This is a genomic window from Arthrobacter sp. Y3224055 (assembly GCF_059090825.1).
Window position 1 is genome coordinate 336231 of the sequence record NZ_JBNHGB010000004.1, and the last position, 13464, is coordinate 349694.

The following is a 13464-nucleotide window of genomic DNA, read 5'->3' on the forward strand; positions in this document are numbered from 1 at the left end:
CGGCGCACTGGCGGACTGTTGCCGAATGCAGGCCTAACTCACCACCCCTCGAGTTATTCCAGGCAATTCATCTGTCCAATGGCGGGCGCCAGAAACACATCCCGTGCGGGCATACCCATGCATTCGCGCCGTGATGACGGCCATTTTCACACATGAGGTTCTAATGTCAGTTTCATCCGGATACGTCCACATCTCCGTCCGCAACGCCCAGAACCGAGCGGCAGCCGCGCAGCGACAGGCAGCCGGGCAGAACCCGCAGTTCGCCGGGCAGCCGTCTTACCCGGGTGAGCAGCAGGCCTACCGCGTGCTGCGTGCGGTTCCCGGCCAGTTCGACGCCGCTGCCCCCCATCCGACCACTGCCCCCACCCCCGTGGTCACCCCCAATGGAATTCCCGGCCCGCAGGCGGTGTCGAATGACACTGTTGCCCGCGGGTTCGTTCTCTATGTGGGCCTGGACGAGGAGGCTGCCGCCGCCCAGGGGACCACGCTGAGCAAGCTGGCTTCCCAAGTTCGCGCCTACGTGCAGTCGCTGGCTCCCGACGCCCAGACCCACGGGGCCGTGGCCCTGGCGCCAGCCGACGCCCCGGGCGAGAACATTGACGTAGTGCGCCAGGCCTTGGGCGATCCGACTGTCAGCCGCCGCCCGCGGACCGCGGCCGTGGAGATCCAGCGGCAGCCGCAGCCGGCCTCGCACGCCAGCCGTCCCAGCGGCGTCCTGATCGATCTGTCCCGCCGCGAGGTGCACCTGGACGGCGAGACCCTGAACCTGACGTTCAAGGAATTCGAGCTGCTCAACTACCTCGTGGAGAACGCCACCCGCACCGTCGGCCGCGAAGAGCTGCTCTCCGGGCTGTGGAAGAACGCCGAGGAAGTCCCGAACGAACGCACCATCGACGTGCACATCCGCAGGCTCCGGTCCAAGCTGGGCCGCCTGGCCAACACCGTGCGCACCGTCCGCGGCCAGGGCTACCGCTTCTATGAGCACCCGGAAGTAGTGGTCTGGGCCGCGCCGGAGTACTCCATCTAGGTCCTGCCTGACTTCGCCCCGCCGCGCTACAGCCCGTAAGCCTCGAGCAGGCGGAGCCAGACTTCGCTGATGGTGGGGTAAGAGGGCACCGCGTGCCAGAGCCGGTCCAGCGGGACCTGGCCGACGACGGCGATGGTCGCCGAGTGCAGCAACTCGCTGACACCGGGGCCGGCGAACGTCATGCCCACGATGACCTTGCGGTCCTCGTCCACCACCATCTGGGCCCAGCCCTGGTAGCCGTCGGCATACAGCGAGGAGCCGGCGACGGCGATCGGCAGTTGGGTGGCGGAAACGGCGAGCCCGCGCTCCCGGGCCTGCTCTTCGGTGAGACCGACGACGGCGACCTCCGGATCGGTAAAGATCACCGAGGGGACCGCCGCGTCGTCGGCAGTGCTGGCGAAGCGGCTCCACGCTTCCGGGTCGCCGTCCAGCTCGCCAGCCGCCCGGGCGGCGATCGCGTCCCCCGTGGCCCGCGCTTGGTACTTGCCCTGGTGCGTCAGCTGAGCTTTGCCGGCGGCGTCGCCTACCGCATACAGCCAGCCCCCGTCGACGGCGGCCACGCGTCCGCTGGCGTCGACCTGCAGCCGCTTCGGATCCTGTCCCAGCTCCTCCAAGCCAAGGCCGGAGAGGGCCGGCCGTCGTCCGGTGGACACCAGGAGCTTCGCGGCCGTGACTGTGTCCGCCGCCCCGGTCTCACCGTCCGCACCCGCAGCAGTCAGGGTGAGGCTAACGCCGCCGTCGTGCGCAGCCACCCGTGACGCCGCCGTATGGAGCCGGATCCGCACCCCGTCGCGGCGCAGCCCGGCTTCCACCAGCCGCCGCGCGGGTTCGGGGACGCTCGCCAGCAGGTCCCCGCGCGCCACCAAGGTGACGTCGCTGCCCAACCGGGCATACGCCTGCGCGAGCTCGCAGCCCGAGACGCCGCCGCCCAGCACCAGCAGGCTCTCCGGAACCTTCCGCGCGGCGGTGGCTTCGCGCGTTCCCCAAAAATTGACGCCGTCCAGCCCGGGCAGCGGCGGCACGTTCGGCGAGGAACCGGTGGCCAGCACGACGGCGTGCCGTGCGGTGATGCGGGTCCGGGTCCCGTCGTCGTCCGTTGCCATCACTTCGCGCGGACCGCTAAGCCGGGCGGTGCCCCGGACCAGTTCGATGCCGACGCCCTTCACCCACTCCACCTGCGAGGCGTCGTCCCAGCCGGAGGTGAAGGAATCTCGGCGGGCCAGCACGGCCTCCGCCGCCAGGCCGCCGGTCACGGCTTCGGCCGCGCCCTTGACGCTTCGCGCGGCCTGCAGGGCCGTGCCCGGGCGCAGCAGGGCCTTGGAGGGCATGCAGGCCCAATAGGAACACTCGCCGCCGACCAGCGCCGATTCCACCAGGATGGTCTTAAGTCCGCCGCGGGTGGTCCTGTCCGCCACATTCTCGCCGACCGCCCCGGCCCCGAGTACCACGACATCCGCTTCCAGGGTCCGCTCTGCCATGTCCCGAGCTTCGCATCGCGCGGAGGCGCTGACAAGGGCCGCATACACTCGTGGTGTGAACGACCACCACCTGAAGAAGCTGATGATCATGCGCCACGCCAAGGCCGCGTGGCCGCTGGGCGTCGAGGACCACGAGCGGCCGCTGGCCCAGCGCGGCCACGACGAGGCGCCGCAGATCGGACGGTGGATGGTGGAGCACAACTGCATCCCGGACTTCATCCTGTGCTCGTCGGCACTGCGGACCCGCCAGACCTGCACATGGGTGTGCAGCGAGCTGGGGGAGAAGGCGCCGACCCCCATGCTGTCCGACGAACTCTACGACGCGCCGGCCGTGCGGGTCCTGTCCGAGATCAACCGGCTGCCCGACACCATCACGTCCCTGCTGGTGGTGGCCCACATGCCGGCGGTGCAGGACCTGGCGATGCGGCTCGCATCGCTGGATTCCGACGAGGAGGCCGTGGTGGACATGGCCACCCACTATCCGACCTCGGGCCTGACCGTGCTGCAGCACGGCAAGAGCTGGGCGGAGCTGGACGGGCGCGACGCCGCGGTGACCGACTTCGTGGTGCTGCGCTGAGCGTGGCCGGGCGGCGCCTCGCGGACGCGTTTCAGCCGGGGCGGATTCCGCCGGTCAGCCGGTCAGAAGAGGAGGATCGGCTTGATCGTGGAACCGCTGGCCGAATCCTCGAACCCCTGGTTGATGTCGGCAAAGGGGTAGGTCTTGACCAGCTTGTCGTACGGAAACCGTCCCTGCTTCCACAGCTCGATCAGGCGCGGGATGAAGACCTGGTACACCGAGCTGCCCTGGACGTTCATTTTAAACGTCCATCCCTTCACCTGGGACTCGCCGATCTCGAACGGTGCCTCGGTGCCGAAGGTCGTGTTGCCCACGGCCACGAGCGTGCCGCGGAAGGCCAGCGCGCGCGCAGCCTGGTTGAGCACAGCGGGCACCGAGGTGGTATCGACGATGTAGTCCACACCCTCCCCGCCGGTGATGCGGTTCAGTTCCTCGCCCATGTCCGTCTTGGCGGAGTTAATGGTGTGGGTGGCGCCGAGTTCGAGGGCCGTCTCCAGGCGGTTGTCGTGCAGATCCACCGCGATCACCGTCGTGCAGCCGGCGATCTTGGCCGCCATGATCGCCGCCGAGCCGACCGCCCCGGCGCCGATCACCGCCAGCGATGATGCCGCCTCCGGCCGCAGCTCGTTGAGCACCGCCCCGGCACCGGTCTGCAGCCCGCACCCCAGCGGGGCGAGCATCTCCAGCGGAACGTCGGGGTCCACCTTGACCACGCAGCGCTCCAGCACGTTCGCGTACGACGAGAAGGACGACTGGCCGAAGAAGTGGGAGGCCACGGATTCACCGTCGGCCGAGAGCGCGGTACGGCGACCACTGAGATTGATGGCGATGTAGTGCTCGCAGTATGCCATCTCCCCGCGGCGGCACTGCTTGCACGTACCGCACGATGCCGGCGCCAGCACCACGTGGTCACCGGCCTTGACGCTCGTCACCGCTATGCCCACATCCTCCACAACGCCGGCGCCCTCGTGTCCTAGCACCGCCGGCCATGGAGGGGATACGCCCCGTCGCGTGCGGTCGAATCCGTGTGACAGATGCCGGTGGCGACCATGCGGATCCTCACCTCGTCGGGCCGGAGATCGGCGAGCTCCAGTTCTTCGACTGAAAGCGGTGCGCCCGTCTCGCGTACGACGGCGGCGGTGACCTTCATGGGTATTCCTCCTCAATACGGGACCAACACATAACAGGAGCGCACACGATGGCGCGGACTCCTGTTTTAACCGTCTCATGACGGCCGGGTCAGTGCACCTGCTAGATGCGGATGCGGCCAAGCTTGTCCGGGTTCCGGATGAGGAAAATTTCGCGGACCAAGCCCTCATCGATCCGGAAGCCGGCGACCGTGTCCACCGCACCGTCCGCGTCAACGGCCACCAACCCGGGCAGCCCGTTGACGTCGGCGACGTGCAGGTGGAAGGGGGCGTCCGGCTTGCCGGTGATGCCGAGCAGGAAGCGCAGCACCTTCTCCACCCCGAAAATGGGCCGCAGCGCCGAGGTCTTCTGTCCGCCGCCGTCGCTGGTCAGCACAACGTCCGGGGCCAGCAGGCCCAGCAGAGGCTCGATGGCCCCGGTGTTGGCCGCCTCCAGGAACTGTTCGGTGATGCGCCGGTGCAGGGCCGGATCCACCTGGTTCCTGGCTTGCCGGCTGGCGACGTGGCCGCGGGCACGCGAGATCAGTTGCCGCACCGCCGCGGGCGAGCGGCCCAGCGTCCGGGCAATCTCCGGTGCCGGGTAGCCGAAGACCTCGCCCAGGATGTAGGCCGCACGCTCCAAGGGGGAGAGCTGTTCCAAGACCACCAGCATGGCCAGCGAAACATCGTCGGCCAGCACGGCGGCGTCGTCCGGCGCGATGGCGGTCGGGGCACCCGGCAGGGAACTGACCGGCTCGGGCAGCCAGGGCCCGACGTAATTTTCGCGACGGCGCTGCTGGACGCGGATCTGGTTCAGCGCCAGATTGGTTACCGTTCGAAGCAGGAAGGCGCGCGGTTCCCGGACATGGTCCTGCGGCACGTCGGAGAACCGCAGCCATGCCTCCTGCAGGACGTCCTCCGCGTCGGCGGCGCTGCCCAAGAGGCGGTACGCCGCCCCAAAGAGCAGCCCGCGGTGCTGCTGGAACACGGCCAGGTTTGCCTGGGTCGCCGTCATCTCAACCTCCTACGCTGCAGGTTTCCGTGAAGCCCTGGCTGGCCAGGCCTAGGCCTAACGCGGCGTTGACCCTCGACCGCTGGTGCTCCACACACCGAGCACATCGCGCTCAAGCTGAGTGTAGACGGTAGCCGGTGTGCCAGCGCGGAACCTCCCGCAGTTTCTCCGGGTCCACGCCCTGGTGATGAAATTCCCAGTATCCGAAGTCGAGACACTGGAGCCCGGAGAGGGGAGTGGCCGGTAAAATCGCTGGAGCCGCGGCACGTTTGCCGGCAAAGAAAAATGCAGCCCGGTCGATGACCGGACTGCATTTCGTTGGTGCGCCCAGAGGGATTCGAACCCCCGGCCTTCTGTTCCGTAGACAGACGCTCTATCCAGCTGAGCTATGGGCGCTTGGCCTCGCGGCCGGATACAACTGTAGCGTGTTTGCCGGACAGTCGCCAAATCGAGGGAGCCCCGCCCGCCTCCGCCCCGGAATTCCGCGCATCGCTGCTTGTGGGAGCGCCACCTCACCCCCCGAGGCCCGTCTGCCTGACCCAGAGGAGTCGCCATCGCCGGCCCGCCGGACGGCCGCTGATCGCGGGAAGCCGCGTCGCGCAGCCCCTGAAGGGGAAACATGAACTAGACCGGTCTATATGACCTTAATCACACCTGTGGGCCTTGACACGTAGAAAAAGCCCGGATTTCCGGGCTCAACCCATCTAGCCAGACCTATTTTCCTTTTTCTGCAGCCCGCTGGTCTAGCCATCGACCCATAGCATCTAGAAACACCACTGGCCCAGGAAAGGGATGAGTCATGGGCGATATCACGCGTCAGCCGGTTCTTGAGGAAACACTTATGGATGCCCCAACTACACACGCAAAGCTTCTGGCCTGGGTTGCCGAAGTTTCGGAGCTGACGCAGCCCGACTCTGTCTATTGGGTGGACGGCTCCGAAGAGGAGTACGCCCTCCTGACCGACCAGCTGGTCGAGGCCGGGACGCTCAAGCGGCTGAACCCGGAGCTTTTCCCGAACTCTTTCGTGGGCTTCTCCGACCCAAAGGACGTCGCCCGGGTCGAAGAGCGGACCTTCATCTGCTCCGAGAAGGAGGCAGACGCAGGGTTCACCAACAACTGGATGGACCCCGCGGAGATGAAGTCGATCCTCACGGAGCGCTTCGCCGGCAGCATGCGCGGACGCACCATGTACGTGATCCCCTTTGTCATGGGGCCCCTGGACGCGGAACAGCCGCAGTACGGCGTTGAAATCACCGACTCGGCCTACGTGGTCGCCTCCATGCGCATCATGGCGCGCATCGGCACTGACGTGCTGCGCAAGATGGAGCAAGAGGACGCCTTCTTCGTCCCCGCGCTGCATTCCGTCGGCGCCCCGCTGGAACCAGGGGAAGCCGACGTCGTCTGGCCGTGCAATGAGGAGAAGTGGATCGTGCACTTCCCCGAGGAGCGGTCCATCTGGTCCTACGGCTCCGGCTACGGCGGCAACGCGCTGCTCGGCAAGAAGTGCTACGCCCTGCGCATCGCCTCGGTCATTGCCCGCGACGAAGGCTGGCTGGCCGAGCACATGCTGATCCTCAAGCTCACCAGCCCGCAGGGCAAGGCGTACAACATTGCGGCCGCCTTCCCCTCGGCCTGCGGCAAGACCAACCTTGCGCTGCTGGATCCGACCATTGAGGGCTGGAAGGCCGAGACTCTCGGCGACGACATCAACTGGATGCGCATCGGCAAGGAGGGCGAACTGCGCGGTGTGAACCCCGAGTACGGCCTGTTCGGCGTCGCACCGGGCACCGGCTGGAGCACCAACCCCAACGCCATGCGCGCCATCGCCAAGGGCAACTCCATCTTCACCAATGTTGCGCTGACCGACGACGGCGGCGTCTGGTGGGAGGGCATGACCGACGAAGTGCCCGATCACCTCATCGACTGGCAGGGCAACGACTGGACGCCTGACTCCGGCCGGCCGGCGGCGCACCCGAACTCGCGCTTCTGCACGCCGATCTCACAGATCGACATGCTGGCCCAGGAGTACTACAGCCCCGACGGTGTGGAGATCCATGCGATCCTCTTCGGCGGGCGCCGCAAGACCACCATTCCGCTGGTTACCCAGGCCCGCTCGTGGACCAACGGCATCTTCATGGGCTCCACCCTGTCGTCGGAGACCACCGCCGCCGCCGCCGGCGAAGTAGGTGTGGTCCGCCGCGACCCGATGGCCATGCTTCCGTTCATCGGTTACAACGCCGGCGACTACCTCAAGCACTGGGGCACCATCGAGGGCAAGGCCAACCCGGACCGCCTCCCCAAGGTATTCCTGGTCAACTGGTTCCGCCGCAATGCCGACGGCGGCTTCGCGTGGCCGGGCTTCGGGGAGAACTCCCGCGTGCTCAAGTGGGCCATCGAACGCATCGAGGGCACCGCGGACGCCGCGGAAACCCCGATCGGCTACATCCCGACCGGCGACTCCATCGACCTGACCGGGCTGGACATGACCCAGGCTCAGGTGGAAGAAGCCGTCAAGGTGGATCCGGCGGAGTGGAAGGAAGAGCTCAAGGGCATCGAGGAATGGTACGCGCAGTTCGGCGATTCCCTGCCCGATGAGCTGGACGCCGAACTCAAGCAGCTCCAGGCCCGCTTCGCCTGAGTGACTGAAGGCGGGACGCCATCACAGGCTCCCGACATGAGGCCCCCGCGCACCTGCGCGGGGGCCTCATCCGCTTAACTGCGGCCACACCGCGCGTCCGGTCTAGACCGGCTGCCCCGATTCCGCGCTCCCAACCCCGAAAGCGCTTCGGACCGTGGAATCGAATGCCGCTCGTTGGTATGTTGAGCCCTCCCACGCACGCTAGGAGCAACGACCCAAGGAGGGGCGTCATGGCCGATACCCAGGGCGGGGATGTCATCGATATCCTCACGACCGATCACCGCGAAATGATTGAACTGCTCAGCCAGATCGAGCAGACCGCCGACCCGGGCCAGCGCCGGGACCTGGCCGATACCGTCATCGCCGAGGTGATGCGCCACGCCGTCGCCGAAGAGATGCTCGTCTATCCCGCGATCGAAGAGCACGTGCCGAACGGCAAGGAAGAGGTTGAGCATGACAAGAAGGAGCACGATGAGATCGTCCAGCTGATGAAGCGGATGGAGGACGTTGACTCCTCCGACCCAACCTTCATGGAGCTGGTCAGGGAACTCGAAGGGCAGTTGCGCCACCACGCCAACGACGAGGAGACGGATCAGTTCCCGAAGCTGCGCGCCCACATCCCCCCGGAGCGGCTCGTTGAGCTGGGTGAAAAGGTCCAGAACGCCAAGAAAATCGCGCCGACCAGGCCCCATCCCAGCGCCCCGCACTCCGAGCTGTTCCACAAGACCCTGGGCCCCGGCGTCGGCATGGTGGACCGGCTGCGCGACAAGCTCTCGGGCCGCCAGACCGGTTGAGTCCGTGGTGGTGGCCCGCTGCGGATCAAGCGGGGCGGCGGTTCAGCAATGCCATAAAGACGGGTTCCATCTGCGACGGGTGCGGCAACGAGGACACGACGAGGGGATCCAGTTCGCGGTAAAAGGCCTCGCGGGCCCGGCGCAGCGCCCCACGCAGCGCGCAGTTGTTGTTCATCGGGCAGTCGCCGCTGGCGGACTCGCAATCCACCAGATCCTCCCGCGCGTCGAGGGCCCGCAGCAGGCCGCCCACCGTCGCCAGCCGTCCGGCGGCGCTGATCCGGATGCCGCCGGAGCGGCCGCGCACCGCCTCGACCAGTCCGAGCGAGCGCAGCTTCAGCACCGCCTTGCTGACGTGGTTGTACGGGGTGCCGACGCCGTCGGCGACCGCCTGGGTGGTCATCAATTCGCCCTCCGGCGCCGCGGACAGCAGCATCAGTGCACGCAGGCACACGTCGGAGAAGGCATTGATACGCATGCCGCCAATTTTAGCCGTCCGGCGCGGCCGGAATTGCCGCCGTTCCGCGGTGCGCCGGTGGATCAGCCCCGGGGAGGCCCGCCTTCTGCGTCGGGTTCCTCGTCCGGCCAGACGAGGCGTTCCTGCGGGTCCACGAAGGGGTCCGGGTAGCTCCAGGCGCCGTCGTCGTCGTGATGGTAGGGCTGGATGGCCGAGACCGCGATGCCGGCCGAGTGCTCCACGGCAATCTGGATCGCGTCGGCGTCCTCTTCGGGCAGGAAGATGTCGCTGATCACGGCGATGGCGCGGAAATCGGCGCGGTCATGGCGCAGGGTGGCGTACAGGTCCTCGATCATGCCATCCACGTTGACCTCGGCTGCCTCGGCGTCCAGGTCATCGGGGGAGACCACGACGAGCCGCAGGCCGCCGTCGAGCGTGGTAACCAGGGCCGCGGGCAGGAACGCCCCATGCTCGGTCAACTGTTCCTGCGCCACCCCGAGCCCGGTTCCGAACAGCGTGTCGATATCGGCCAGGATCTCCGCGGGGAGGCCCTCCCGCCACGAGGCACTCATGCTGTTTCCCGGACGCGGGCCAGGACGTGCCCGCGGAGGGTGTCGAGCAGGCCGGGGCTGGTCGCCTCGGCGTTCAGCCGCAGGAAGGGTTCGGTGTTGGACGGGCGCAGGTTGAACCACCAGGTGCCGTCGTCGGCGATCACGGTGGTGCCGTCGAGCCGGTCCACGCCCACCCCGGTGCCCGCGTAGGGGGCCGGGCAGCTGGCGGCGGCCGTGTCGGTTCCGGCCGCGGCGGGGTCGGACGCGAGGGCGGGGGCGAAGTCGGCCAGCACGCGGGCGATCGCGGCGTCCTTGTCTTCGACCTGGGAGTTCAGTTCGCCGGTGGCGTGGTAGGGGTCGTATTCGGCGGCCAGCTGGGACAGCGGTGCGTCCTGCTCGCCGAGGGCGGCGAGCACGTGCATGGCGGCGAGCATGCCGGTGTCGGCGTTGTAGAAGTCGCGGAAGTAGTAGTGCGCGGAGTGTTCGCCGCCGAACACGGCCTTCTCCTCGGCCATGTGCGCCTTGATGAACGAGTGTCCCACCCGGGTGCGGACCGGGCGTCCGCCGGCGGCGGTGATGGTTTCGGGCACGGCGCGGGAGGTGATCAGGTTGTGGATCACCGCCGGGCTGTCTTCGCCGGCGGCGCGGGCGCGGGCGATTTCGCGCCGGGCGACGAGCGCGGTGATTGCCGAGGGGGAGACCACCGCCCCGGTCTCATCGATCACGAAGCACCGGTCGGCGTCGCCGTCGAAGGCCAGGCCGAGGTCCGCCCCGTGCTCGGTGACGGCGGCCTGCAGGTCCACCAGGTTTTCCGGTTCCAAGGGGTTGGCCGGATGGTTGGGGAACGTGCCGTCCAGCTCGAAATACAGCGGCACGACCTGAAGCGGCAGCGCCGGCAGCAGCGTGTCGCCGAGCACGGCGGGGGTGGTCATCCCGGCCATGCCGTTGCCGGCGTCCACCACTACCTTCAGCGGCCGGATGCCGGCCAAGTCCACCAGGGAGCGCAGGTAGGAGGCGTAACCGGCCAGCACGTTGGTTTCGCTGATGGTCCCGGGTTCGGTGCCGTCGGGGATCCCGGTCTCGAGGTACTTCTGCGCCAGGTCGCGGATGTCGAACATGCCGGTGTCGGAGGAGACCGGCACCGCCCCGGGCTTGGCCATCTTCAGGCCGTTGTACTGCGCAGGGTTGTGGCTGGCGGTGAACACCACCCCGGCGGCGTCCAGGGACCCGCAGGCGTAGTAGAGCTCATCGGTGGAGATCAGCCCCAGCATTTGGATGTTGGCCCCGCGGCCGGCCGCGCCGTGGGCGAACGCGGCGGCGAATTCCGGCGAGGACGGGCGCATGTCGCCGCCCACCAGCACGGTCTGCCCGGCCAGGGACAACACGTCCACGAACGCGGCGCCGGTCGCCTCGACGGTCGCCGCCGTAATGGTTTCGCCCACGATCCCGCGGACGTCGTACGCCTTGAAGGACAGGCCAAGATCTATGCTGCTCACTTCACCAGCTTATAAGGGGCTGCTGTGGAAAAGGGCCAGGTTGTCCTCGGCGGCTGCGATACTGGGCAGCATGGCTGAGCTGATCGACGGGACAACGGACGCGGTGACGACGGGAACGGCGGGGCCCGGGCAGGACGACGGCGGGCTGCGCGGGGAGGCCACCGCGCTGCTGCGTGCCCTGGTGGGCAATGACACGGCCCAGTTCCACGAGGGCCAGTTCGAGGCTGTCGAGGCGTTGGTTTCCGGCGGGCGCCGGGCGCTGGTGGTGCAGCGCACCGGCTGGGGAAAATCGGCGGTCTACTTCGTGGCGAGCCTCCTGCTGCGCCGCCGTGGCGCCGGCCCCACCCTGATCGTCTCGCCCCTGCTCGCGCTGATGCGCGACCAGGTGGCGGCGGCCGAACGCGCGGGGGTGCGGGCCGCGGCGATCAACTCGGCGAACCAGCTGGAATGGGGCCAGGTCCAGGAGCAGTTGGCCGCCAATACCGTGGACGTGCTGCTGGTCTCGCCCGAGCGGCTGAACAATCCGCGGTTCCGCGACGAACAGCTGCCGCAGCTGGTGCAAAGCTCCGGCCTGCTGGTGGTCGACGAGGCGCACTGCATTTCCGACTGGGGCCACGACTTCCGCCCGGACTACCGGCGGATCCGGGACCTGATCGCCCGACTGCCCGAGCGGGTCCCGGTACTGGCCACCACGGCCACCGCCAATTCCCGCGTGGTCCACGACATCGAGGAGCAACTCGGCGTGCATGCCGCCCCCGGGCACGACGGCGGAGTGCTCACCATCCGGGGCCCGCTCGCCCGCGCGTCGCTGCGGCTGGGAGTGCTCCGCCTGGCCAGCCCGCGTGCCCGGCTCGGGTGGCTGCTCACGCACCTGGACGACCTGCCCGGCAGCGGAATCATCTACGCCCTCACGGTTTCCGCCGCCGAGGACACGGCCCGGCTCCTCCGCGAGGCCGGCCACGAGGTGGCCGCCTACACCGGCCGGACCGATCCGGCCGAGCGGGAACAGGCTGAGGCGGCGCTGAAGGAGAACCGGGTCAAGGCGCTGGTGGCCACCAGCGCCCTCGGCATGGGCTTCGACAAACCCGACCTGGGCTTTGTGGTGCACCTGGGTGCGCCGAGTTCCCCGGTGGCCTACTACCAGCAGGTGGGGCGCGCAGGACGCGGAACTCCGAACGCCGACGTGCTGCTCCTGCCCGGTACCGAAGACCGGGACATCTGGGAGTACTTTGCCACGGCGTCGATGCCGAACGAGGGCACGGCAACGGCCGTGCTGCGCGAGCTCTCCGTCCCGGGGACCGTGCTGTCCACCGCGGCACTGGAGACGCTGGTGAACCTGAAACGGTCCCCGCTGGAACTCTTGCTGAAGGTCCTCTCCGTGGACGGCGCGGTGCGCAAGGTCAGCGGCGGCTGGGAGGGGACCGGCCAGCCCTGGACGTACGACGCGGAGCGCTACGGACGCATTTCGCAGGCCCGGGTGGCCGAACAGAACGCCATGCTGGACTACGAGAACACCTCCGGCTGCCGGATGGAATTCCTCGCCAGGGCCCTGGACGATCCCGCCGCGGCGCCCTGCGGGCGCTGCGACAACTGCGCAGGACCCTGGTACTCGGACACCATCGCGGCCGAGGCCACCGAAAGCGCCGGCGCCGCCCTGCAGCGTGCCGGCGTCGAACTGGAACCGCGCGCCATGTGGCCCAGCGGCATGAACAAGCTGGGCGTGCCGGTCAAGGGCAAGATCCCGCCGGCGGAGGCCAACGGCAGCGGCCGCGCCCTGGCCCGGCTGACGGACCTGGGCTGGGGCGGAAAGCTGCGCGAAGTCTTCGCGGACGGGGCGCCGGACCGCGAAGTGGACCCGGCCATGCTGAACGCCTGCGTCCAGGTCCTGGCGCAGTGGGGTTGGGCACAACGCCCGGTCGGCATCGTCAGCGTCCCCTCCCGCAGCAGGCCGCTGCTGGTGCAGTCACTGGCCCGCGGCCTGTCCGAGATCGGCCGGCTGCCCTACCTGGGCGAACTCACCGTCCCGCACGGCGGACCCCGCAGCGGCCCCGGCGGCAACAGCGCCTTCCGGTTGGCCGATGTGTGGGACCAGTTCCAGGTCCCCGAGGGCGGTGAAGCCTGGTTGGCGCAAAACCGCGGCCCCGTGCTTCTGGTCGACGACGTCGCCGACAGCCGCTGGACCCTGACCGTGGCCGGACGCGCGCTGCGCCTCGCCGGGGCCGAAGCGGTCCTGCCCTTTGTTTTGGCCCTCAAGGCCTGAGCCCAAGGCGGCCTGGCCGGACGGCCGCCCTGCCTGATACCTAGAGGTGC

Annotated in this window: 12 protein-coding genes and 1 tRNA gene; 5 read left to right on the plus strand and 8 right to left on the minus strand. The window is 68.5% G+C overall.

Annotation, left to right across the window (positions count from 1 at the left end):
* Nucleotides 1–163 precede the first annotated feature (163 nt).
* The gene (locus AC5RTY_RS12095) at nt 164–1027 is read left to right on the plus strand and encodes a winged helix-turn-helix domain-containing protein (RefSeq protein WP_494013021.1); all 864 of its coding nucleotides are present in this window, start codon (nt 164–166) and stop codon (nt 1025–1027) included.
* Between the two features lie 26 nt (nt 1028–1053).
* Here the strand turns inward: AC5RTY_RS12095 and AC5RTY_RS12100 are convergent, their stop codons facing one another.
* Nucleotides 1054–2505 (minus strand): dihydrolipoyl dehydrogenase family protein, encoded by a 1452-nt coding sequence (locus tag AC5RTY_RS12100; RefSeq protein ID WP_494139599.1) that lies wholly within the window; start codon nt 2503–2505, stop codon nt 1054–1056.
* 55 nt (nt 2506–2560) lie between these two features.
* Between AC5RTY_RS12100 and AC5RTY_RS12105 the strand changes: the two genes are divergently transcribed.
* Nucleotides 2561–3082 (plus strand): SixA phosphatase family protein, encoded by a 522-nt coding sequence (locus tag AC5RTY_RS12105; protein ID WP_494002286.1) that lies wholly within the window; start codon nt 2561–2563, stop codon nt 3080–3082.
* 62 nt (nt 3083–3144) lie between these two features.
* Here AC5RTY_RS12105 and AC5RTY_RS12110 read toward each other — a convergent pair whose 3' ends face one another.
* From AC5RTY_RS12110 to AC5RTY_RS12125, 4 genes are all read right to left on the minus strand, one after another.
* Nucleotides 3145–4062, minus strand: a complete 918-nt coding sequence (locus tag AC5RTY_RS12110; RefSeq protein WP_494139600.1) for an NAD(P)-dependent alcohol dehydrogenase — start codon at nt 4060–4062, stop codon at nt 3145–3147.
* Nucleotides 4056–4232 (minus strand): hypothetical protein, encoded by a 177-nt coding sequence (locus AC5RTY_RS12115; protein ID WP_494139601.1) that lies wholly within the window; start codon nt 4230–4232, stop codon nt 4056–4058. The genes AC5RTY_RS12110 and AC5RTY_RS12115 overlap by 7 nt, the downstream gene beginning before the upstream one ends.
* Nucleotides 4233–4333: 101 nt before the next feature.
* A complete protein-coding gene (gene sigJ, locus AC5RTY_RS12120; RefSeq protein ID WP_494024338.1) occupies nt 4334–5224 on the minus strand; it encodes an RNA polymerase sigma factor SigJ in 891 nt (296 codons plus the stop codon).
* 316 nt (nt 5225–5540) lie between these two features.
* Nucleotides 5541–5617 (minus strand) — tRNA-Arg (locus tag AC5RTY_RS12125).
* 403 nt (nt 5618–6020) lie between these two features.
* Between AC5RTY_RS12125 and AC5RTY_RS12130 the strand changes: the two genes are divergently transcribed.
* Together AC5RTY_RS12130 and AC5RTY_RS12135 are read left to right on the plus strand one after the other, a co-directional pair.
* Nucleotides 6021–7859: a phosphoenolpyruvate carboxykinase (GTP) gene (locus AC5RTY_RS12130; protein WP_494024337.1), complete on the plus strand. Its 1839-nt coding sequence runs from the start codon at nt 6021–6023 to the stop codon at nt 7857–7859.
* A 230-nt stretch (nt 7860–8089) separates the two neighbouring features.
* Complete coding sequence (locus AC5RTY_RS12135) at nt 8090–8653, plus strand: hemerythrin domain-containing protein (RefSeq protein WP_494139602.1); 564 nt, start codon at nt 8090–8092, stop codon at nt 8651–8653.
* Nucleotides 8654–8678: 25 nt separating this feature from the next.
* Here AC5RTY_RS12135 and AC5RTY_RS12140 read toward each other — a convergent pair whose 3' ends face one another.
* From AC5RTY_RS12140 to AC5RTY_RS12150, 3 genes are all read right to left on the minus strand, one after another.
* The gene (locus AC5RTY_RS12140; protein ID WP_494139603.1) at nt 8679–9128 is read right to left on the minus strand and encodes an RrF2 family transcriptional regulator; all 450 of its coding nucleotides are present in this window, start codon (nt 9126–9128) and stop codon (nt 8679–8681) included.
* A gap of 62 nt (nt 9129–9190) precedes the next feature.
* Nucleotides 9191–9679, minus strand: a complete 489-nt coding sequence (locus tag AC5RTY_RS12145) for a hypothetical protein (protein ID WP_494024336.1) — start codon at nt 9677–9679, stop codon at nt 9191–9193.
* Nucleotides 9676–11154 carry a phosphohexomutase domain-containing protein gene (locus AC5RTY_RS12150; protein ID WP_494139604.1) on the minus strand — a complete coding sequence of 493 codons (1479 nt, stop codon included), beginning with the start codon at nt 11152–11154 and terminating at the stop codon, nt 9676–9678. The genes AC5RTY_RS12145 and AC5RTY_RS12150 overlap by 4 nt, the downstream gene beginning before the upstream one ends.
* 70 nt (nt 11155–11224) lie before the next feature.
* On the opposite strand from AC5RTY_RS12150, the gene AC5RTY_RS12155 reads away from it, so the two are divergent.
* Nucleotides 11225–13414 carry a RecQ family ATP-dependent DNA helicase gene (locus AC5RTY_RS12155; protein WP_494024334.1) on the plus strand — a complete coding sequence of 730 codons (2190 nt, stop codon included), beginning with the start codon at nt 11225–11227 and terminating at the stop codon, nt 13412–13414.
* Nucleotides 13415–13464 lie beyond the last annotated feature (50 nt).